We start from the raw sequence: 18,789 nt of genomic DNA, 5'->3' as shown, positions 1-18,789 counted from the left end.
CCGTCAGTCCGGAAAGTTCCTTTTCTAAGCGTAAAAGTGGGCAGGCCGAGTCTACCTTGGGAGCCAACGAGCCGACAGAATTTGCGTAAACTTTTGTCGACTAAAGCTGCTTCGTTTAGCTCTGGGCATTGGCATCCTTCTGACGCTAAGATGGCTAGGATGCGTACCGATCTTGAACATCTTCCGGCCAACAAACAGCGTGAGCTCGACCGGGTAAAACAGATCATCTTCGAGGAATTCGAGGATGCGTTGGCGCTTGCCCGGCATGATTGGAAAAAGAAGGGCCGCATTCTGAAGGTCATTCTGTACGGCAGCTATGCCCGCGGCGGATGGGTGGATGAGCCGCATACCGCCAAAGGCTATCAATCCGACTATGACGTCCTGATCATCGTCAACGATCAGCGTCTGACCGATCGCGTCACCTACTGGTCCAAACTCGATCAACGCCTCATTCTCGAGCTGACAGTTACCAAAGGGTTGCGGACGCCGGTCAACTTTATCGTCCACACCCTGCAGGAGGTGAATGACGGCCTGGCCCATGGGCGCTATTTCTTCATGGACGTCGCGCGGGACGGCATCGCCCTCTACGAGGCCGAGGATACCGAGCTTCACCAGCCCAAGCCGAAGACGCCCGTTCAGGCGCTGGAGATGGCGCAGGAATACTATGAAGAGTGGTTTCCGGCAGCAATGCGGAAATTCAAGCTTTCTAAGGACGCGATCGAACAGGAATTCGCAAAGGAAGCTGCCTTTCTATTGCATCAGACGACCGAAAGTTTGTACCACTGCGTTCTGTTGGTGAACACGTTCTATACTCCTCATGTGCACAACCTAGCCCGTCTTATTCACCGGCGGCATGGGATGGGGTTGGCGGACGTGGCGTAAGTTACTGATCTGGAGTAGAGAAAGAGTGCTTAAATCATCCCTCTACGCCGGACAGAAAGTGCCACGACCGCCATGGCAGATGATAGCCTCCTCGGTTTCTCATTCCCAGCGATTTGCCGCAAGAAAATGACCGCCGCCTTCGACGGCGGTCGGCTGACATCCGATGGTGGCGTATTGCTGCTGGCGCAGGCCGAGCGACAGCTTGGCATTGCGGAACGGCTTGCCGCCTGCATTTGCGACCCTCGCGACCAGAGCCGCGTCGTCCACGATCTCGACGACATCCTGCGCGCTCGCATGCTGGCGATCGCCTGCGGCTATGAGGATGCCGATGATCTCGACAGTTTGCGTCACGATCCTGGGTTCAAGCTGGCGCTCGGCAAACTGCCCGGCGGCGTGATCGGCCTGGCAAGCCAGCCAACGATGAGCCGCTGGGAGAATGCGCCGACGACGCGCGAACTGGTGCGTCTGACAGGCGCGCTCGTTGATCTCTACTGCGCGAGCTATCCCGTGCCGCCGGTCGCGGTGACGCTTGATATCGATGAGACGGTTGATGTCGTCCATGGCGGCCAGCAGCTCTCCTTCTGGAACGGCCATTATGGCGAGCGCTGCTTCCTGCCGATCCATGTTTATGACACCGCGACTGGACGTCCGGTGGCGATGCTGCTGCGCACCGGCAAGAGCCCATCGGGGGTCGAGACGGCAGGCCATGTGCGTCGGCTGATCCGGCGCATCCGCCGCCACTGGCCCAATACCCGCATCACGCTACGCGGTGATGGCCATTACGGCCGCCCCGAGATCATGGCGTGGTGCGAGGCGAACGGCATCGACTATGTGTTCGGCCTGCCCGGCAACAAGGCGCTCCATGCCGATCCCGTCATCGTCAATCGCGGCGATGCCTGTGCCACCGACCGGGCGCTGCAGGGATTGGGCGTGCTGCGCCGTTATGCCGAGACTTGCTACGCCGCCAAATCCTGGGGGCCGACCAAACGCAGGGTCGTCGCGCGGATCGAAGCCAGCACTATGGGCCTCGATATCCGCTTCGTCGTCACCTCGATCGAGCTTGGTAGCGCCGAGCACATCTACGACACGCTCTATTGTGCTCGTGGCCAGGCCGAAAACCTCATCAAACTCCACAAGACCCAGTTGAAGAGCGATCGCACCTCGTGCCGATCGGCCAATGCCAACCAGATGCGCCTCATCCTCCACACCGCCGCATATTGGCTGATGTGGAAGCTGCGGCAGGCCGTGCCCGCCACCGCAGCGCTGAGGAACGCCGAGTTCGCCACCATCCGCATCCGCCTCATCAAGGTCGCCGCCCGCGTCGTCGAAACCGCCAGTCGCATCCGCATCGCCTTCGCCAGCGCTTGCCCCGACGCCGACATCTTCCAGCATATCGCCCGCGCCCTCAAACCCGCGCCGACCTGAACGGCGCGGCGCGGCCGCAGATCGATCCACCCTGTCCAGAAACCCCGCAAACCTCTCGGCCAAACGCGATGAAATAGTCGCCACAGGGCAACTCGCGCTGGCCGCCTCAGCCTGCCACCCCGTCCCGGATTAAGCCATCACGCAGCAGCCCGGTGAATAAGAGAGGCTAGATAGCTCTTTGGTCGCCTGACGTATCACTTCCATGATCAAGGCTACCGTGATCGCGCATAGCCGCCATATGCTTTGCGCCAGAAACGGGATTTCATCTATCGCTTTGCCCACTCGATGACGGAATGGTGTTTCCGAAAAGAATATAGCGAACCATGTTATCTAATGACGAATCGCTGTCTTCTCACATTTGACGAACTGGCTGGTAACGTCGGAGCGGGAAGATGCATGAAAGAGGTAGATCATGCGATACCGTTCATTAGGCCTGGCTACAGTCTTGATTGTCACGAGCACCGCTTGGGCGCAGACGCCGTCGGATAACCAACATGCGCTGATCGGACCGCCCCAACTCCACGCCCTTCCCGTCACCGCTCCGACGCTCGTCGAGGCCTATGGTCCTGATCCTCTGCAGATCGGTGAACTGCGCTTGCCTGCAGGTCCTGACCCGTTTCCCGTCGTCATGGTCATTCACGGTGGCTGCTGGACCAAAGGCTATGAGACACTGGCAGGCACGGCGCCGTTGGCGAGCGCCTTGACGGACAAGGGCGTGGCGACATGGAATATAGAGTATCGACAGGTTGGTGACACCCGCGGCGGGTGGCCTGGGACCTTCCAGGATTGGGGAGCGGCGCTCGATCACTTGAGGGTGCTGGCACGAACCCAGCCTCTGGACCTGAAGCATGTGGTGACGGTGGGACATTCGGCCGGCGCCCACGCTGCCCTGTGGCTGGCGGCCCGTCCCAGATTGCCTGCCGACAGCGAGGTCCGCGGCGCTGATCCACTGAAGGTTTCCGCCGCGGTCGCCATCGACGGCCCAGGCGACCTGCGAACCCTGTACGGGTTCGACAAGGATATTTGCGGCCGCCCGATCTTCGTCAACCTGTTCGGGGGCGCTCCTGACGCACAGGCGGGCCGCTACCGTCAGGCAAATCCGATCGAATGGCTGCCTCTGGCCGTGCCTCAATTCATGGTCGCTTCCGTCGTGCTGGAGCCTTCAGCCGCGCAAGCCTATGCAGCAGCCGCACAGTCGGCCGGCGATAAGGCGACGGTGATCACCCTGGAGAATGCGGGCCACTTCAACATGCTTTCGCCTGCGGACCCCACCTGGGCGCCGGTAGAGGCCGCGATCCTCGCGGCGGCGAAAGCAGAGCAATAGTCGAGGCAGCCTCCGGTTTATCCCCATCTCGGTGATCTCTATCTGATGAAGCCCTGCAGAGGTCCGCTTCGAACACCTCCCCCTGGGTTGCGCCAAGGTCGCGTCGGCCGGGGCGAGAGGGTTGCACTTGGGGTGCCCCTGACGATCTCGTTCCATTGAGGCGTCAGTCAGGCTTGAGGGGCTGAAGGTCCGGCGCGGAAATCTTCGTGAAGCGCCACCAGGCCAGGCCTCCGTAGACCAGAATGAGGATGGCGAGGTTGAGCACCTCCCGCGTCTGCTCGGCAAGGCTCGCGCCCATCTGATTGAGCCCGACCATGAGATGAATGCCCGCGGTGGTTGGCAGGAGGCGCGCGAGGAGCGCCAGCCAGGCCGGCGTCGCCTCCGCCGGCCAGGAGAGACCCGCGAGGAAGAAGATGGCGAGCGACGTGCCCATCCACAGTTGCAGGGGTCGTTCCCGTGTCCGGAAGAGGCTGGCCAGCGCAAGCGCCGCCGCCACAGTCGCGCCCACGAACAAACTGCCGCCCACGATCAAGGCGCCAGGAGAGCCGGCGGCGCGGGGATAGTCCTGAAACCAGAACACAAAACCCGCATAATAGGCCACGTCGGCCCAGCCGATCACGAAGAAGGCCAGGGCAATTCCGATAAGGGTGCGCGAGGGCAGACGAAAGCGTCCCAGTGTCTCGCGCAGGGTGGCGGCGAGCATCGTCAGGCCCATCAGCAGGGTCTGGTGAATGATGAGGAAGCCGACCCCGGGGAACACCGTGCTGCCATAGCCTTCGCGCGTGTTGAACAGCGGGCGCTGAACGAGCGACAGGGCAGGGCGGGCGGGTGCGCCCTGCGCCATGGCCTGATCGCTCGCCGCCTCGCCGGCGATCGTGGTGACCGCCAGGCCGATGCCTGACAGCGCCGTGCTGCTGCGCAGCAGATAGGCGCCGTTGCCGTAGAGCGCGACCGTGCCCTGGGCGCCGTTCAGAATATGTCGCTCGAACCCCTCGGGGATGATGACCACGGCCCCTGCGCCGGTCGTCTCGAGCCAGAGCCGGGCGGCTCCTGGAGAGGCCGGGCGCGCGGCAAGATCGGCCTGCTGGAGCGCTGCGATCCGGCGCACGAGACTGCGGCTTGCGCCGCTGTCGTCGAGATCGACGACGGCCACCGGAATGCGGACCGCGACCTCCCCGGAATAGGCTGAAGGGTAGAAGAAGGAATAGAGGATCGTCGACACGACGATCAGCATGAAGGCGGAGCGGTCGGAGAGAACGGCGCGGAAGGTAGCGAGGAAGGCGCGGCCGATCATCGTCGTCCCCAGACCTCCGGGCTCATCCGCGCCGAGACATAGCGCGGCAGCCCGGCGCCCGAGCCGACGACGAGAAAGGCAAACAGCGCCAGGATCGATCCAAGAGATGCGAGCACGGGTGCGCCGATCATCCATTGCTCCGCGACCAGCCGCGCGAAGCGGGTAAAAGGCAGCAGCGCGCTCCATAGCCGGGCGAAGGCGGAGGCCGACTCGATCGGGAAGATCGCCCCGGCGAAGGCGAAGGAAGCGCCCGCATAGAGGGCGGTCATCGACAGCGCCTGCCCCATGGAAAGGGTGGCCCCGACGATGAACAAGGCCATGCCCGCATAGGCGAGATAGAGGGCGAGATAGCCGCCCATCAGCATCGCCACGCTCCCTTGCACGGGCCAGCCCCGGTAGACCGCGAGATAGCCGGTCGCAAGCGCCCCCCAGAGCAGGAAGATGAGGATATAGGGCGCGATCTTGCCGGCGACGGCGGCGACCGCCTCGCCTCGAGGCCCTGCAAGCCATGCTCCGATGGTCCCGTCCCGCAGCTCGCGACCGAGCGCGCTCACGACCGCGATCATGAACAGCAGGTGCAGGAGTGCGGGGTGGATCAGGGCGACGAGTTGCAGCTCGTAACTGGCCTGCGGGTTGTAGAGGATCCGGCTCTGCACGCTCACCGGCTGCGGCCGCACACGCGCGGGACCGGCGATCGCGGCGCTTTGCTCCCCGGCCAAGGCCTTTGCGTGGGCCTGGACCACGGTGCCGACTTCACGCAACACCGAACCCGAGGGCGTGGAATAGCTCGCATTGTAGAAGAGGAGGATCTTGCCGGTCTCGCCGCGCAGCACGGTGCGCTCGAGATCACGCGGGATCAGGACCACGGCATAGGCGGCGTTGGAGCGGACCAGATGCTCGGCCTGTGCCATGTCCGGTGGCCGCGCCGCGACCTTGAGCCCGGGTGACGCCTCCAGCTTGCGGGTGAGGTCGCGCGCGACGCCGCCGCCGTCCTCGTCGACCACGACGATCGGCAGGTTCCGCATGACGCCTGCCGACAACTGGACCGCGACGATCGCCAGCAGCAGCAGAGGCAGCCAGGTGACCAGCGCCAGATCCCAGACGCTGCCGCGCAGGAAGGCGGTTTCGCGCCGGGCGCTATCGACGAAGGCCCGGATCATTGCGGCCAGTCGAACAGGACCGTCATGCCGGGGCGCAGCCCATCGACCCGCGACACGGGCGACAGGCGCACGTCAAAGCTCTTCACGTCAAAGCCGCTCGACTGGCGGGTCGCGCGCCATGTCGCGAAATCGCCGGCGGGCGCGATGTAGAAGACCCGAAACTGGGCGCAACGATCGCCGAGCGCAGGTATGCGGCCGGTCAGGACCCGTCCCCGGCGGATCGCACTGAACTGATCTTCTCTCAGGGTGAGCGTCACCCAGGGATGATCGATGTCGGTCAGGACGAAGACGGGAAATCCCTGCGGCACGAGTTCGCCCGACTGCGCCAGCCTGCGTCCGATCTCACCGTCCGACGGCGCGAACACCCGGGTTTCCTTCTCGGCCGCCTCGACTTCGGCCAGGGCGCCGCGCGCCTGGCGCACCTGTCCGCTCGCGGCCTGCCGATCCTGTCGCCGCGCCCCGGCCAGCGCCAGATCATATTGCGCGCGCGCCGCTCGGGCCGCTTCATTGGAGGCCAGGGCGTTTGCGCGGCTCTCGTCGCGTTTCTGCCCCGCCAGCACACCCTGTTCAAAGAGGCGCTCGGTGCGCTGATAGGTGGTCTGGGCGAGGTCCGCCGCCGCCTGCGCGCGTCGCCACTGGGCCTCGGCAGCCCGGATATCCTCCGGCCGTGCGCCTTCATCGGCCTTGTCCGCATTCGCCTGCGCGGCGGCGAGCGCGCCGCCGGCCTGTTCGGAGCGGGCTTCGACCTCGGGACTGTCGAGCGTATAGAGCAGCTGTCCCGTCTTCACCGGCTGGCCTTCCTCGACATGAAAGGCCGTGATCCGAGCCGAGACCTTGCTCGTGATCCGCAGTTCGCGGGCCTCGACCATGCCCTGGAGCTGATCGGGAACCGGGCGATAGGCCAGCCAGAGACCGAGGCCGAGAATGACCACGACGAGGAAAGCAATGAGCGGCAGCAACTTGCGCTTCCGCCCGGTCGGAACCGGCGGAGCCGTCTCGTCCGGGGTGACCAGGGTTTCCGATGTGGCGGTCATGGCGTGACCCTTTCACCCTGGTCGATATAGTCCGGCAATGTGGCGATCTGACCGCTGACGTGGAGAAGCTGGGCGAGCGCGACAACGAAATCATATCCGGCCTGGGCGCGCTGGATCCGGGAGCGGGCAAGACCGAGCTGCGCATCGATCACGTCGAGCGAGGTTGTCTGCTGCTCCTGATAGCCGAGGGTCTGGACCCGCAGATTCTCCTGCGCCGCAGTGATGGCCGTGTCGGTCAGCTCAAACCGCCGTCGCGCGGCTTCCGCATCGTTCCAGGACCGCGTGACGCCGATTTCGATCTGGGTGCGGGCTTCGCGCAGGCCCGCATTGGCTTGCGTCACCGTTTCCCGCGCGGCCTGCACCGCTTGCGAGCGGCCCACACCGGAGAAGAGCGTGTAGCGCAGCCCGACGCCCACCGACCAGTCGGGATCGGTCAACAGCGTGTCGCGCCGATCGAAATTATACTGGGCGAAGCCATAGATCGTAGGCCGGAGCTTGGCGCGCTGAAGGGCCACCCCCGCTTCAGCCTGGTCTTCCAGCGCGCCGAGCCGATCCAGTTGGGGATGGGCGCGCAGGGCCGCGTCCACATAGGTGTCGAGCGAACGGAGCGGCTGACGGATCACGAAGATCGGGGAGACGGGATCGACGCCGGACGGCGCCCGCAGCGCGCCGGCAAGCGCTACCTGCGCACTCGCGAGATCGGCCTGCGCCTTTTCCAGTTCGCGCGCGGCGTCGTCGCGCGCTACCTGCGCCTGGAGGCGTTGGGCCCGGCTTATGAACCCTTCCTGTTCGAGCTTGAGGGCGTCCGCGACATGCCGCTCTAATCCCGCAAGCGCATCACGGCGAACATCGCGCACGCGCTCGAGCAACTGCTGGCCGAAATAGAGCTGGGTCATCTGCAACAGACCGTTGTCGATGACGATCTGGCGTTCGGCGCGCGACTGTCCCAGTTGCGCCGCGGCGCCCGCCTGGGCGGCGGGAATCTGGCCGCCGGAATAGAGCGGCAGCGTCGCCGTCACGATCGGCCGGGTGCTGGTGCGCTCGATCTCGAAGCGCAGGGGGTCAGAGATGGAATAATCCTGGGCCACGTCCGCCAGCGGGCCGAGCGGCAGATAGAGGGTTTTCTGATAGCGGATCATCTGTCCTTCGAACTCGACGGTCGGACGCCGCAACGTGCTCGTGGAGCCTTTCTGGGCCTCCTTGCTGCGCACATCGGCGTCGGCGCCCTGGATCGCGTCCGACCGCTCGAGCAGCCTCGCCTGGGCGCTTCGATAATCGAGATCAAGCCTGTCGATCGTTTGCGCCTGCGCGCCCTGACAGACCGCAGTCGCCAGCGCGGCAACCAGCATCGAACATCGCAAGGTCATGAAGAACGTCTCCTGCTCCCGCACGGTAACGTTGACATCCAACCGACTCAATACATATTTGTATCGAAATGCTCCCGCCCGTGATCCCGTGAGCCGCCGCCCGGCACGAACGCGCCCGACCCGGGCGCAGACCCGGGAGCGCATCCTGGATGGCGCTCTCGAGGCCTTCGCCGAACGTGGCTTCCATGGCTCCACCCAGGAAGATATTTGCGAGCGCGTCGGTCTGAGCCGGGGGGCCTATAATTCCAGCTTCCGATCCAAGGACGAATTGTTCTTCGCCCTCTATGACCGGGTGATCGAGCGCTTGCAGTCGAGGCTGGAGGAGGCGACCGCTTGCGCCCTGTCCATGCCCGGCTCGACGGCCGACAATTTCCTCAAGGCCTTTATCGCCAGCTATCCGTTCGATCGGGACTGGTATCTGCTCCAGGCCGAGTTCGGCCTCTATGTCCTACGCCATCCTGCCATGGCGAGCCACTATGCCGAACGGCAAGGACGGATCCTCGCCATCATCGAGGGCGCGCTCGCCGACATCCTTCGCGAGGACTCCCGCATCGTTGCCCGGGGCCTCCCGCGCATCGCGCGACTGATCCTGGCTGTCCACGAGGGAAGCATGTTCCAGGGCCTGCTCGAACCGCACGAGGTCGCAAGCGGAGAGCTTCTGGACTTTCTCGTGGATCTCATGCTGGCGAGGGCGGCAACGAGAGTCGACTAAGAATGGATTGCTGATCTTGCCTTGCGGGAGGCCGCGCAACAGCATGCCTGCCTCTATTTGTGACGTGGGAGATCGTTTAGTGAAGGAGACCGCGCTGTATCGCCGTGGCGACGGCCTGGGTGCGCCTGTTGACAGCGAGACACTTGAAGATCGCGCGAAAATGCCATTTTACGCCATCTTCGCCGATACCCAATATGTTGGCGATCTCCGCGCTCGTAAGACCATCCCGCGCCAGGCCGAGGATATGGAGTTGGCGGCGAGACAGGTCGGATCCTTCGGTATGTTGTGAACTCGGCAAGTGATGTTGTGCTGCGGACCGATCAAACCTCGCCTTTACGGCCCATCCCGCGTGAATATGCTCCAGGATATTCCGGAACTCCCGCGCTGTTTCCTTCAGTCCTGTGCTGTCGCGAATTTCCGAGGCCTCTTCCGCTGACCGTATGGAAAGTTGCAGCGCCTCTTTACGTAGATGCAGCACCGAACGCAGCATGAGGGTTTTGAGTATGATATGTTGCCATCCTGCCCTGCGGATGCGGGCCAGGATACGGTCCGTCAATTGGCGCGCGAGGTGATCCTTCCCGTCGGCAAGCGCCCGCGTCGCAGACAGAAGCATGCACTCGACGTCCGCAATGGCGAGGTGAGCCGAAGTGATGGCGTCGTTCCTGGGAATATTGGGGATGGTGACCGATCGACCCGACGCGATTTCATGTTCCGCAGTCAGGATATCGGCCATGAGTTGCAGTCGCGGCATGTGGTCGCGTACGGCTTTCACGTCCAGTTCGGTCAGGATTTTTTCGCAGAGGTCCGCATCTCCGGCCAGACGAGCGGCCCGTAATATGGCCCGTGCCGTATGAATGCGGACGTCGACGATCTGGTCGCAGAAAAGCAACGGCCATTCCAGTTCTGCCAGAGGCACGCCGCTTTCGGCCAGCACAGCGAGGCGCAATGTTTTCAGCGTCTGCTCGGCGACCGGGGAGACCATATCCGTCAGATGCGCGTCGATCCTATTTCGTGCGGGAATGATCTGCCCCTGCGTCAGCAGGAGCAGCACTTCGGCAATCTTTGCCCAGTCGCGGGCAAAGCCCTGATCGGCCAGGGCACAGGCTTGATCCAGTAGGGGACGTAGTGCCGCGAACTCGGCCGCGTTCGACTGGCTCGCCACGATGCTCGCGAGGCAGGCCAGGGCGGAGGCCTTCATCATCGGATTTTCCCGGGCGTGCAGCTCGAGCCATTGCCGGCAGAGCATTTCCGCCCGGACGACATCGTCCCTCAGCGCCGCTGTCGTCGCACCGAGCAGCGTCAGCAATTCCTCATGCGCATCCGTGCGTGACAGCAACTTCAAAAGGTGCGTCGCCCCTGCATGCTGCTGCTGGAAGGAAAGGGCCCATATCTTTCCCAGGCCAGCCATGGGATTGGTCAGCAACGCTGTGTCGGGCACGCCCTCGAGCCAATGGGCCAACTCATCGATACGGCCTTGTCGCAGGGCGACATCCATGACGATCTCACCGCCCAGCCCCCGCGCCCAGGCCGGATCGCCGGCCCGCAGCGAAAGCGCTATCGTTTGCGCTGGCCGGCCGGCGCGCCAGTGATGAAAAGCCGCATGTTTTAGAAGATGGCTTGGAGAGGAACGAAGCTGCGACTGTCCGCTCAAGGCAAGATGGTGTCGCAGCGCCGGATTGAGCGCAAACATTCCGTCACTGTCCGGCCTCAATAGGAGGCATTCGCGTTGCGCACGTGCGATCCATTGCGCGCCGTCGTGGACGCGCAGGGCAAAATCGTGGCTTTCGGCATCGAGGGGAGCGATTAATGCCGCCTTTTTCAGCCATGTGCGCAGAGCGGGCGATAAGGGCGCCAACACCATCTGATCGAGATAACAGATGATCTCGGGCCATAAATGCAGTGGCTGCATCCGGTGGGATACGCGGCCCGCGATGCGGCACAATGCGGGCCAACCCTGTGTGTCCGATATGATCCGGTCGAGGGCTGAAGGGACCCGGATCAATTCCTTCAGATCCTGGGCGCGGCAGGCCAGGGCATCGGGGCCGACTTCCTGCCAGTCAGCGTTGAGGACGCCAAATCCCCAGGGGGCGGAGGTTGCAAGGACCGCTCGCCAATCATCGGGAAGAGCATCCATCATGTCTCTTGTCAGCGTTTCGAGATGCGGCGCTTCCTGAACATCATCGAGGCAAATAATCCCGGGCCTGTCCTGATGCCATATCCATTGGAGAATGGACTCGATGTCCGCGGCGGTTCCGGCCTGAAAGGCGAGGCGACGCAGGGTGCCCTTCTTTGTGTCGTCGCTTGCAAGACTTGCCCAAAGCGCCGGGCGACCAGTGTCCGCCGCCTCCTTCCAACCGGCCGCGAGCGTCGCCGATTTGCCGTAGCCGCAAGGTGCGCGCAGCAGGCTGACGCGCGCGGTCAATTCCACACGGCGAAGTGCCGTTTCCGCCAGTCGCGAAAGCAGCGTTGGAGTCCATTCGGTTCCCAGGCCCATGCCGGGTCGATACTACATGTTCGTGTAGTTCCCTATTGCTTTTGCGCTCGTAAGACTCGCGCGAAGGTCATGTTTTCGACGAGAATGAAATGATTGAAGAGAGCCATTCGATTTCGCAGGAACCCTGTGATGGCCGCCCGGTGGAAATGCTCTTCACCGCGCAAAAGGCAATGTCGGACGAGCGCCGGATGCGCTTTGGCCTTGCTGAAAGACGCGCTGCGCTGGCGCGCCTCGCGGCTGCCATACGAAAGTTCGAAGGGGAGATCGTCCAGGCCATGGCGACCGACTTCGGCAAGCCGGAGGCCGAAGTGTTTCTGACGGAAATTCTTCCGGTCATGCAGGAAATCCGCCACAGCCGTCGTAATCTGCGCCGATGGATGCGGCCAGTCCATGTCGGACCGACATTGATCGGTTTCGGCACGGCCGGACGGATCGTGCCGCAGCCACGCGGCGTGTGCCTTATCATCGCGCCCTGGAATTACCCATTCAATCTCTGCCTGGGGCCGCTTGTCTCCTGCCTTGCTGCCGGCAACAGCGCTATCCTGAAGCCTTCGGAGATGACACCTGCTACCTCGGGCGTCATCGCGCGGCTGATCGCCGACACATTTCCGCCAGACTTGGTTACCGTCGCCCTCGGCGGGAAGGAGATGTCTCAGGCCCTGCTCGCGCTGCCCTTCGATCATATCTTCTTCACCGGCAGCCCCGAGGTCGGGAAAGTCGTAATGCAGGCAGCCTCCCGCCACCTGACCTCCGTTACGCTGGAACTGGGTGGCAAGTCGCCCACGATCGTGGGACCGGATGCCGACATAGAGACGGCCGCCAGTTGGATCGCCTTCGGCAAATTCTCCAATGCCGGTCAAACCTGCATCGCGCCCGATCATGTGTTCGTCCACGCTTCGATCCGCGACCGGTTCGTGGAAGCGCTGCGCCGCCGGATCGCCGCCGCTTATGGTTCGGGCATGACGAGCCCCTATCTCGCAAGGATCGTCAATGATCGCCATGCGGACAGACTGGGGGGCCTGATTGCGGATGCCCTGGCCACGGGCGGGCGGATCATTGTCGGCGGCGAAAGGCAGGGAAGGGCGCTGGCGCCCACAGTGCTGGAGGCGATCGCTCCCGAGGCGGCGATCGACCATGAGGAGATATTCGGTCCCGTCCTGCCGGTCCTGACCTATGATGACATTGAAACCGTGATCGGTCGGATCAACGCAAGACCCAAGCCGCTGGCGCTTTATGTGTTCGATCGTGACCGGGCGAGAGTGGATCATATCCTGGCGGCCACGACTTCCGGCAGTGCAGGCGTCAACCTTACCATCGTCCAATACGTCCACGATCATCTGCCGTTCGGCGGTGTGAACAATTCCGGGATCGGGGCGGCACATGGCCATCACGGGTTCCGGACTTTCAGTCATGAGCGCGCCGTTCTCCAGAACCGCTTCTCCGCTCTGCCTCTCGTCTTTCCTCCCTATTCGGGCCGGGCAGCGCGTCTGATCCGACTTGCCAAACGCTTTCTGGGGTAAATCCATGTACGACTATATCATCATTGGCGGCGGCTCGGCCGGCTGCGTCATGGCCAACCGCCTTTCTGCTGATTCGGATAAAGCTGTCTGCCTCATCGAGGCGGGGCCGCGCGATCGCAATCCCTTCATTCACATGCCGCTTGGCGTCGGCGTCATTGCCCGCACGGGATGGGTGAACTGGAACTGTGAGACCGAAGTCGAGCCTCACCTTAACAACCGGCGGCTCTATTGGCCGCGCGGCAAGACGCTGGGTGGCAGCAGCTCGATCAATGCAATGGTCTACATTCGCGGCGATCGGGCGGACTATGAGGGCTGGGGGGCGGCCGCCGGAGCTGACTGGGACTGGCCGCGCATGCGCGAGCTTTTTATCGCGCTCGAAAACAATCAGGCTATCCACGACGAGCATCATGGCAATGCCGGGCCACTTTGCGTCTCCAATCTTGGGCGAGTGAACCCACTTACGGAAGACTTCGTCGAAGCTGGGGTGGAACTGCACTACCCGCGAAATCCCGACTTCAATGGCGTGAGCCAGGAAGGCTTTGGTGTCTATCAGGTGACCCAGAAAGACGGGCAACGGTTCAGCACGGCGCGAGCGTTTCTCGATCCGGCTCGCTCGCGCAAGAATCTCGCCATCGAAACGAACGGCCTCGTCGAACGGATACTGTTCAAGGACCGTCGCGCCATCGGGGTCCGCGTCGGCGGCCGGGACCTGCTGCTGCGCCCCGGTGGAGAGGTGATCCTTTCGGCTGGCGCGGTCAATTCGCCGCAGATTCTGATGCTGTCGGGCGTCGGCCCGGCGAGCGAACTCAGGCAGCATGGCATAGAGATCGTTCTGGATGCGCCCGAAGTCGGAGCCAATCTCGCCGATCACCTCGACTATACGGCTGTGGCAACCACGGCCGATCGCGAAGGATTTGGGGTGGCGCCCAGTTTCCTGCCTCGTGCGATACGCGGCGCATGGAGCTATTTCCTTCATCATGAAGGCGAATTGACGTCAAATGCCTCGGAGGGCGGCGCTTTCCTCAAATCCGACGCCGGCCGGGAGCGGCCCAATCTTCAATTCCATTTCCTGCCGGCGATCCTGCGTGACCATGGCCGCAAGACAGCCTTCGGCTACGGAATGACCGTGCATGTCTGCGACCTTCTACCGAAGAGCCGCGGCAGGATCGGGCTCAAGATCGCCGATCCCACGGCTCATCCGCGCATAGAGGGCAATTATCTCAGTCATCCCGATGATGTGGGCGTCTTGCTGAATGGCGCGAAGCTAGCCCGCAAGCTCCTTCATGCGCCGGCGCTCGCCCGTCACTTGCGCGAGGAGGTGCGACCGGGACCCGCGGTCCAGACCGACGAGGCTCTGATCGACGACATCCGCGCGCGCGCTGAAACAATCTATCATCCGGTAGGAACATGCCGCATGGGCAGTGACTCGGCATCCGTGGTCGATCCGGCAGCCCGTGTACGTGGCATTGACGGTTTGCGCGTGGTCGATGCATCGATCATGCCGTCGATCGTGTCGGGCAACACTAACGCGCCTACCATGGCGATCGCGGAAAATGTCGCGCAAATGATGATCCGGCCTTGAGGAAGAATGGCGATGAGGTTCAGTTTCGTATTGGCAGCCATGCTGCTACTTGCAGCATCTGCGTCCGTCGAGGCACAGCGCGCTTCTTTCGGAGTGTGGAAGAATCCGCAGGACAGCGTACATGTGCGAGCCCAGCCGTGCGGAAGCAGAATGTGCGGGGTCGTGGTCTGGGCAAGTGACAAAGCCAAGGCGGATGCGCGGCGCGGCGGGACAAACGATCTGGTAGGTCTGATCCTGTTTCGCGATTTTGTTCCTGAAAAGAAGGGCGTGTGGCGCGGCAGTGTTTTTGTACCCGACATCGGCCAAACCTTCTCTGGAACAATCACCACGCTCGACGATCGGCGGATGGAGGGAAAGGGGTGCCTGACAGGGCGGATCATGTGCAAATCGCAGATATGGACGAAAGTGAACTGAAATCCGTCCAATCATCGTCTGACCGAGAGCGGCAAGCCAAGGATTTTAATAAGACACATCAAAAGCTTCTACGATAAATTGAAGAGGCGCGGAGCAGGAAGCGGGCATGGCGACAGCGATGTGTGCAGCCGCCACGGGATCAATTCGGCGACGGGCATGCGACTTGGTCAGCGTAAGCAGGCGGATAATCCGTTATTGATCGTCGCGGCCAGAAGACGGTCCGCTGCGGCAGCGGCTGCACGAACAGATTAACCTAATGGAAATCACACGATAAGCGCCCCGCCTGATGCGCCCGACGACCCATTCCGCCGCTAGCAGGCATCCCCCCGGAAATTCCAGCAATCTACGCACGCCCAAAATCCGTAGCGTCCGATAAACTCTGCCGGAAAGGAGGACTGTCCCACAACAAGCTATCAGGGGTTTTCCGACATGCTTATAGGCTACATGCGCGTCTCTTCCACAGATGACCGGCAATCGGTCGATCTTCAGCGCGATGCGCTGATCGCAGCCGGCGTCGATAGCCGGCATCTCTATTCCGACAAGGCATCCGGCGCTCGCGAGGACCGGGCGAGCCTGCGGGCCTGCCTCGAATATCTCGCAGCCGGCGATACGCTGGTCGTGTGGAAACTGGATCGGCTCGGCCGCTCCCTGCCGCATTTGCTGTCGATCCTGACCGATCTCAGGGAGCGTGACGTGTCATTCCGGTCATTGACCGAGCAGATGGACACGGGAACGCCGCATGGCGAGCTGCTGTTTTCGCTGTTCGGCGCGCTGGCCCAGTATGAACGGGCATTGACGCGCGAGCGCATCATGGCAGGCCTTGCGGCCGCCAGACGGCGCGGGCGCTGCGGTGGCCGCCCGCGAACGATCGATGCGGAAAAGCTCGATCAGATCACCGCCGCCCTTGCCGGTGGCGCTAGCAAGTCGTCGATCAGCCGCACGTTCAACGTGCCCCGATCGACCCTCGCAGATACGCTCGCGCGGGCCGGATGGCTCAAACCGCCGCGCCTTGCGTAACGACAAAAACATAATTATATTTCCGTAATGCCATCCATGCGCTTCTCCTGGCACCCGGCCAAAGCCGAGAGCAATCTGAAGAAGCACGGCGTCAGCTTTGCGATCGCTACTCGTGCGTTCACAGATCCTTTCGCGCTGAGCGATCAGGATCGGATCGAAGGTGGCGAGCGACGATGGCAAACCTTGGGCCTCGTGGAAGGGCATCTGCTCCTCCTCGTGGCCCACACTGTCGTCGAGCAAGACGATGACGGCGAGTATGTAGAGATCATTCATATCATTTCGGCTCGAAAGGCCGATCGAACGGAAAGGCGACGTTATGAAGAAGAAAGACGCTGATACCGTCCGTTTCCAACTCGATCCGGACAATCTGCCGCCGTTGACCGAAGCGCAACAGGCCGAACTGGATGCCCTGCAGGCGATGCCGGATAGCGGGATCGACTATAGCGACTCTCCGGCGCTGACAGAGGATTTCTGGCGGAACGGGCAGCGTGGGCGCTTCTATAAGCCCATCAAGCAGCAGGTGACGGCACGCCTTGATGCTGATGTGCTCGCCTGGCTCAAATCGCAGGGTAAGGGCTACCAAGCCCGCATGAACGCCATACTTCGCCGTGAGATGCTGGCGACCGCCAGAAGGCAGGAAAAGCCACGTTAATTTAGATAGTTAGGCTATCGGTTATCGTATGGTTTCCGTCAGCGCCGAACCGTAACCTCTAGCTACTCCTCTTCTATCCCCATCGCTTTCAAGTCCAATCCCAATTCCTTTAAACTGGGCAGGGGAGGAGGATCGAAGGCTACCAGTGCATCGATAAAGTCATGAAAGCTGTCGTATACGGGGGTTATCGCCCTAGAAGGCAGAGCTTCATCGTGCAGCCATACGGATATCTTTCCATCAATTCTGTCAATTAACAGCATATTACCCAGACCGATTTCCGCAAAAACCACAGATGTTTTTGGAATCTGCATGGATAATTGTTCGTTTATGCGAATTATTCCTAAGCTTCCGTCAACAGGGCCATATATAACTGAAACGCCAATTCTTCCTGAATCATCGGAATAGGCGCATTTTTCCGCAGGAAATTCAACATCCTTATTGAAAACTATCGCTGATCCGAATTCAATAAATAAATCACGAAGCTCAGACGGCAGCAATATTCTTAATGAACTCTCTATCTGGTCTAATTCGATCAAAGAATCTCCCGGCATGTGGAGTGATTCTGCATCGAATGATGGATCAAACTGAAAGGTCATATATTTTCTGCCTTACATCGTTAGGGCGTCGCTATCGTGTCCGTTCCGCACCGCGCCTCAATCACGCCACCTGATTGGTATAGCCGTTAGCGGAGGGGCACGACAATCAGGTCAATCTTGGCGCGTCGATGCTTTGATTGGTGCTGCGCTCCATCTACGATTGAATATCCGCCATCCGACTAAGCCCGCGACAACGCCCAGCAGGCCGCCCACGAGATAGGCGGTTGGCGCATCATTCGGCACAAAAAAGAAGCCGCCAGCAACATAGCCGCCGATTACGGCGGTGCGTGTCACCGCACCATAGATCGCGGCGACCTTGCCATGATCGGCGGGCGGGCATTCCGACTGGAACAAGGTTCGGACAGCGACGTTGTGGATGCTGTTTGCGCCGCCGCCTAGGATGAAGGCGACGGCAACGATTGCCAGCCCGATCGGCGCAAGGCCGATCCACAGCATGGTCGCGCCCATGACAGCGGCCGTGCCGAACGCCGCCAGTCCGACCCTATGGCCAATAACCCTTTCGGCCAGCCCAGCGCCGATCAACATCCCAACCGCCCATAGTGCCGTCAGCATTCCAAACGCGGTCGGCCCGCTCCCAGCGTCACCATCACGAGAAACACGAAAGCAACGTCGGCTATGGCGGTCGCAAACACTTCGAGGCTGAGCGCACCCGTAACCACCATCAACCGTCGATTGCGGAGCAGCGGCAGGTAGTCCGCGAACAGGGTCTCTTCCTCCTGATCGTCCCGTTGTGGCTTGCGGCGAAGCCTGCTCGCCATCACGACGAGGGCCAAAAGGGCAAAACTGGCGGCATCGGCTAAAAGCGCATTGCGCGATCCGATCCATCCCACCAGTACGCCCCCAGCGACTGGACCAGCGAGCATTCCAAGGCTGCGAACCATTTCCATAAGGGAATTGGCGAGTGCGAGGTCATTCCAAGCCGCTCGCCAGCACTGGAATCAACGCGAATGTTGCGGCGCTGCTGATCGTGAACAGCACGCTCAACAGCGCGGCCCCGGCGAGCGTGAACATGGGATAATAGGCGATAAATGCTATCACGCCCGCTTGCAGAACTGACACCATGACCAGAATGCGGGCCGCCTCCCGGCGGTCGATCAAGCGGCCCGCCCAGGGTGCGGCGATCAGACCGGGTAGCAGCTCCGCGGTCAGCAGCGTCGGCACCGCATAGCCGGATGCGTTCTCGGCAGTGCGGAACATCAACGTCAGCAACGTGATTTCATCGCCGGTCGTCGAAATCGTAAGCGCCACAAGGACCAACCATCCCCAGCCTTGCCGAAACTCAACTCCCACTCACT

At 62.0% G+C, this 18,789-nt stretch carries 18 protein-coding genes and 1 pseudogene; 10 read left to right on the top strand and 9 right to left on the bottom strand.

Features of this window, described 5'->3' with window-relative positions; translation table 11 throughout:
• Nucleotides 1–159: 159 nt before the first annotated feature.
• The 3 genes and pseudogenes from IL54_RS07850 to IL54_RS07840 form a co-directional block, all read left to right on the top strand.
• Nucleotides 160–840 (top strand): annotated as a pseudogene (locus tag IL54_RS07850) (nucleotidyltransferase); the annotation flags it as partial.
• 114 nt (nt 841–954) lie between these two features.
• The gene (locus IL54_RS07845) at nt 955–2,307 is read left to right on the top strand and encodes an IS1380 family transposase (RefSeq protein WP_037472266.1); all 1,353 of its coding nucleotides are present in this window, start codon (nt 955–957) and stop codon (nt 2,305–2,307) included.
• A gap of 412 nt (nt 2,308–2,719) precedes the next feature.
• Nucleotides 2,720–3,631, top strand: a complete 912-nt coding sequence (locus IL54_RS07840; RefSeq protein WP_037474527.1) for an alpha/beta hydrolase family protein — start codon at nt 2,720–2,722, stop codon at nt 3,629–3,631.
• A gap of 163 nt (nt 3,632–3,794) precedes the next feature.
• Here the strand turns inward: IL54_RS07840 and IL54_RS07835 are convergent, their stop codons facing one another.
• The 4 genes from IL54_RS07835 to IL54_RS07820 are packed head-to-tail and all read right to left on the bottom strand — an operon-like array spanning nt 3,795 to nt 8,486.
• The gene (locus IL54_RS07835; RefSeq protein ID WP_004206985.1) at nt 3,795–4,925 is read right to left on the bottom strand and encodes an ABC transporter permease; all 1,131 of its coding nucleotides are present in this window, start codon (nt 4,923–4,925) and stop codon (nt 3,795–3,797) included.
• The gene (locus IL54_RS07830; RefSeq protein ID WP_004206986.1) at nt 4,922–6,085 is read right to left on the bottom strand and encodes an ABC transporter permease; all 1,164 of its coding nucleotides are present in this window, start codon (nt 6,083–6,085) and stop codon (nt 4,922–4,924) included. The genes IL54_RS07835 and IL54_RS07830 overlap by 4 nt, the downstream gene beginning before the upstream one ends.
• Nucleotides 6,082–7,119, bottom strand: a complete 1,038-nt coding sequence (locus IL54_RS07825; protein WP_004206989.1) for an HlyD family secretion protein — start codon at nt 7,117–7,119, stop codon at nt 6,082–6,084. The genes IL54_RS07830 and IL54_RS07825 overlap by 4 nt, the downstream gene beginning before the upstream one ends.
• Entirely contained in the window at nt 7,116–8,486 is a 1,371-nt protein-coding gene (locus IL54_RS07820) for a TolC family protein (RefSeq protein WP_025290596.1), read from the bottom strand. Before IL54_RS07820 ends, IL54_RS07825 begins: the two co-directional genes overlap by 4 nt.
• 88 nt (nt 8,487–8,574) lie before the next feature.
• On the opposite strand from IL54_RS07820, the gene IL54_RS07815 reads away from it, so the two are divergent.
• Nucleotides 8,575–9,198: a TetR/AcrR family transcriptional regulator gene (locus IL54_RS07815; protein WP_037474525.1), complete on the top strand. Its 624-nt coding sequence runs from the start codon at nt 8,575–8,577 to the stop codon at nt 9,196–9,198.
• A gap of 76 nt (nt 9,199–9,274) precedes the next feature.
• Here the strand turns inward: IL54_RS07815 and IL54_RS07810 are convergent, their stop codons facing one another.
• The gene (locus IL54_RS07810; RefSeq protein WP_037474523.1) at nt 9,275–11,692 is read right to left on the bottom strand and encodes a helix-turn-helix transcriptional regulator; all 2,418 of its coding nucleotides are present in this window, start codon (nt 11,690–11,692) and stop codon (nt 9,275–9,277) included.
• A gap of 89 nt (nt 11,693–11,781) precedes the next feature.
• Here IL54_RS07810 and IL54_RS07805 point away from each other — a divergent pair, with 89 nt between their 5' ends.
• The 6 genes from IL54_RS07805 to IL54_RS07780 all read left to right on the top strand — a co-directional run bounded on the left by IL54_RS07805 (nt 11,782) and on the right by IL54_RS07780 (nt 16,877).
• The gene (locus tag IL54_RS07805) at nt 11,782–13,212 is read left to right on the top strand and encodes an aldehyde dehydrogenase family protein (RefSeq protein WP_037474520.1); all 1,431 of its coding nucleotides are present in this window, start codon (nt 11,782–11,784) and stop codon (nt 13,210–13,212) included.
• Nucleotides 13,213–13,216: 4 nt separating this feature from the next.
• Nucleotides 13,217–14,794: a GMC family oxidoreductase gene (locus IL54_RS07800; RefSeq protein ID WP_037474518.1), complete on the top strand. Its 1,578-nt coding sequence runs from the start codon at nt 13,217–13,219 to the stop codon at nt 14,792–14,794.
• A 12-nt stretch (nt 14,795–14,806) separates the two neighbouring features.
• Nucleotides 14,807–15,208 carry a DUF2147 domain-containing protein gene (locus tag IL54_RS07795; protein WP_004207001.1) on the top strand — a complete coding sequence of 134 codons (402 nt, stop codon included), beginning with the start codon at nt 14,807–14,809 and terminating at the stop codon, nt 15,206–15,208.
• A gap of 429 nt (nt 15,209–15,637) precedes the next feature.
• Nucleotides 15,638–16,225 carry a recombinase family protein gene (locus tag IL54_RS07790; protein ID WP_037474513.1) on the top strand — a complete coding sequence of 196 codons (588 nt, stop codon included), beginning with the start codon at nt 15,638–15,640 and terminating at the stop codon, nt 16,223–16,225.
• A 36-nt stretch (nt 16,226–16,261) separates the two neighbouring features.
• Complete coding sequence (locus IL54_RS07785; protein ID WP_228221671.1) at nt 16,262–16,561, top strand: BrnT family toxin; 300 nt, start codon at nt 16,262–16,264, stop codon at nt 16,559–16,561.
• Nucleotides 16,542–16,877, top strand: a complete 336-nt coding sequence (locus tag IL54_RS07780) for a BrnA antitoxin family protein (protein ID WP_004206995.1) — start codon at nt 16,542–16,544, stop codon at nt 16,875–16,877. Before IL54_RS07785 ends, IL54_RS07780 begins: the two co-directional genes overlap by 20 nt.
• A 62-nt stretch (nt 16,878–16,939) precedes the next feature.
• Here IL54_RS07780 and IL54_RS22865 read toward each other — a convergent pair whose 3' ends face one another.
• From IL54_RS22865 to IL54_RS25340, 4 genes are all read right to left on the bottom strand, one after another.
• Entirely contained in the window at nt 16,940–17,473 is a 534-nt protein-coding gene (locus IL54_RS22865; protein WP_081912838.1) for an SMI1/KNR4 family protein, read from the bottom strand.
• Between the two features lie 111 nt (nt 17,474–17,584).
• Nucleotides 17,585–18,019, bottom strand: a complete 435-nt coding sequence (locus IL54_RS25350; RefSeq protein WP_025290603.1) for a hypothetical protein — start codon at nt 18,017–18,019, stop codon at nt 17,585–17,587.
• 20 nt (nt 18,020–18,039) lie between these two features.
• The gene (locus IL54_RS25345) at nt 18,040–18,357 is read right to left on the bottom strand and encodes a hypothetical protein (RefSeq protein ID WP_231958566.1); all 318 of its coding nucleotides are present in this window, start codon (nt 18,355–18,357) and stop codon (nt 18,040–18,042) included.
• A gap of 46 nt (nt 18,358–18,403) precedes the next feature.
• Nucleotides 18,404–18,742, bottom strand: a complete 339-nt coding sequence (locus IL54_RS25340) for a hypothetical protein (protein WP_017503244.1) — start codon at nt 18,740–18,742, stop codon at nt 18,404–18,406.
• Nucleotides 18,743–18,789: the final 47 nt, after the last annotated feature.

Origin of the sequence: Sphingobium sp. ba1 (assembly GCF_000743655.1) — a bacterium.
In the GTDB taxonomy this organism is placed as follows: domain Bacteria; phylum Pseudomonadota; class Alphaproteobacteria; order Sphingomonadales; family Sphingomonadaceae; genus Sphingobium.
This window is presented reverse-complemented; position numbering and strand designations above follow the sequence as displayed.

Bases quoted from the DNA above. Each gene is read 5' to 3' on its own strand.
- IL54_RS07845 (WP_037472266.1), top strand. From the start codon at position 955: ATGGCAGATGATAGCCTCCTCGGTTTCTCATTCCCAGCGATTTGCCGC.
- IL54_RS07840 (WP_037474527.1), top strand. From the start codon at position 2,720: ATGCGATACCGTTCATTAGGCCTGGCTACAGTCTTGATTGTCACGAGC.
- IL54_RS07835 (WP_004206985.1), bottom strand. From the start codon at position 4,925: ATGATCGGCCGCGCCTTCCTCGCTACCTTCCGCGCCGTTCTCTCCGAC.
- IL54_RS07830 (WP_004206986.1), bottom strand. From the start codon at position 6,085: ATGATCCGGGCCTTCGTCGATAGCGCCCGGCGCGAAACCGCCTTCCTG.
- IL54_RS07825 (WP_004206989.1), bottom strand. From the start codon at position 7,119: ATGACCGCCACATCGGAAACCCTGGTCACCCCGGACGAGACGGCTCCG.
- IL54_RS07820 (WP_025290596.1), bottom strand. From the start codon at position 8,486: ATGACCTTGCGATGTTCGATGCTGGTTGCCGCGCTGGCGACTGCGGTC.
- IL54_RS07810 (WP_037474523.1), bottom strand. From the start codon at position 11,692: ATGGGCCTGGGAACCGAATGGACTCCAACGCTGCTTTCGCGACTGGCG.
- IL54_RS07805 (WP_037474520.1), top strand. From the start codon at position 11,782: ATGATTGAAGAGAGCCATTCGATTTCGCAGGAACCCTGTGATGGCCGC.
- IL54_RS07800 (WP_037474518.1), top strand. From the start codon at position 13,217: ATGTACGACTATATCATCATTGGCGGCGGCTCGGCCGGCTGCGTCATG.
- IL54_RS07795 (WP_004207001.1), top strand. From the start codon at position 14,807: ATGAGGTTCAGTTTCGTATTGGCAGCCATGCTGCTACTTGCAGCATCT.
- IL54_RS07790 (WP_037474513.1), top strand. From the start codon at position 15,638: ATGCTTATAGGCTACATGCGCGTCTCTTCCACAGATGACCGGCAATCG.
- IL54_RS07785 (WP_228221671.1), top strand. From the start codon at position 16,262: ATGCGCTTCTCCTGGCACCCGGCCAAAGCCGAGAGCAATCTGAAGAAG.
- IL54_RS07780 (WP_004206995.1), top strand. From the start codon at position 16,542: ATGAAGAAGAAAGACGCTGATACCGTCCGTTTCCAACTCGATCCGGAC.
- IL54_RS22865 (WP_081912838.1), bottom strand. From the start codon at position 17,473: ATGACCTTTCAGTTTGATCCATCATTCGATGCAGAATCACTCCACATG.
- IL54_RS25350 (WP_025290603.1), bottom strand. From the start codon at position 18,019: ATGTTGATCGGCGCTGGGCTGGCCGAAAGGGTTATTGGCCATAGGGTC.
- IL54_RS25345 (WP_231958566.1), bottom strand. From the start codon at position 18,357: ATGCTCGCTGGTCCAGTCGCTGGGGGCGTACTGGTGGGATGGATCGGA.